At 76.8% G+C, this 1,169-nt stretch carries 1 protein-coding gene; it reads left to right on the forward strand.

The window, feature by feature from the left end; translation table 11 throughout:
• Positions 1 to 407 precede the first annotated feature (407 nt).
• On the forward strand, positions 408 to 1,169 hold a 762-nt coding region (locus tag CJ301_RS17615), incomplete at its 3' end, for a hypothetical protein (RefSeq protein ID WP_216823333.1).

The following is a 1,169-nucleotide window of genomic DNA, read 5'->3' on the forward strand; positions in this document are numbered from 1 at the left end:
ATTCGCTTTGGCCGCGCTGGCGCAGCGCGCAGCCCCCATCACCGCCCGTTCCGCCCTGGAAAGGGCCTGTTGCCCTGCCGACACGCCCTTTCGTGGACAAGTCGGGCCGTGCCTGTGCACCCCCTGTGGACAAACCGGATGCGCGCCTCCTGCAAGCCGCGACCGACGCCCGACCTTGCGCCGATCGCCTTTTGAAGCCGCATGAGCGCGCGGCTTTTCCGCTGCGCCGGGCCTGTGGAAAACCCTGTGGGCAAGGCGCGAATTGCGGTGGGCGGAATCCGCCCCGCCGGGCGGGCCTGCGGGATTCGTCGCGCGCCCCTCGCGCCGCGCGTTGACCCTGCCCGCCGGGCTGCACAGGGTCGCGCGACCGGGGGGTCCCCCGGGGCGCGATGACACGGGAACAGGCCATGCAGATCGAACGGGGCTACACCATCGCCGGGCGCGACCCGCTGGCCGGCCTGGCCATGCGGCGCGTGACGCTGGGCGACGGGCGCGGCGGCCATGTGCCGCACGACTGGCCGAGCCGCGCCGCGCGCGGTCTCGCCGCGCAGGCCGCGCCCGGCGCGGCCCCGCTCGATCTGCGCCGTGCCGCCGAACGGCTCACCGATGCGCTGCGCGCCCGCGCCGAGGCGCGCGGCTTTCTCGGCGAAGAGGCCAGCGCGCGGGCCTGGACCGACGAGATGCGCCACATGCTCGCGGAGCGGATCGCCGTCGCGGCCCCCGGCATGTGGTCCGGCGGCGCGGCGACACCGGATGAGGCGCTGCCGCTCGTGGTCGAGGCCGGGGCCGCCACGCCCGATGAGCTGTCGCGGCTCGCCCAAGCCATGCGCGACGGTGCGCCGCTCGAGCTGCGGTTTGCCGCCGCTCCGGCTGCGCCGCGCGTCGTGCTCGATCTTGGGCGCTTCGTCGTGAATGGCGAAGTGGCGGCCGGGGCGCTGATCCGGGCGGTGCGGGTCTGGGTGCTGGCGCTGGCGGTCGAGGACCGGCCCGGCGCGCTCGGGCTGGCCGGTTTCGGCACGGCGCTGATGCGGCTCGGTCTCGATCCCGCCGGGCGCGAGGGGCGGCTGATGGCCGCCGCGCTGGCCGCGCTGGCCGAGGCCGCGCGCCTGTCCGCCGCGTCCGAGCTGGGGCTCTCGGCCCACGCCCCGCGCGGGGCGGCGGGGCTGGAG

The sequence above is a fragment of the Limimaricola cinnabarinus genome (assembly GCF_002723615.1).
Lineage (GTDB): Bacteria > Pseudomonadota > Alphaproteobacteria > Rhodobacterales > Rhodobacteraceae > Limimaricola > Limimaricola cinnabarinus_B.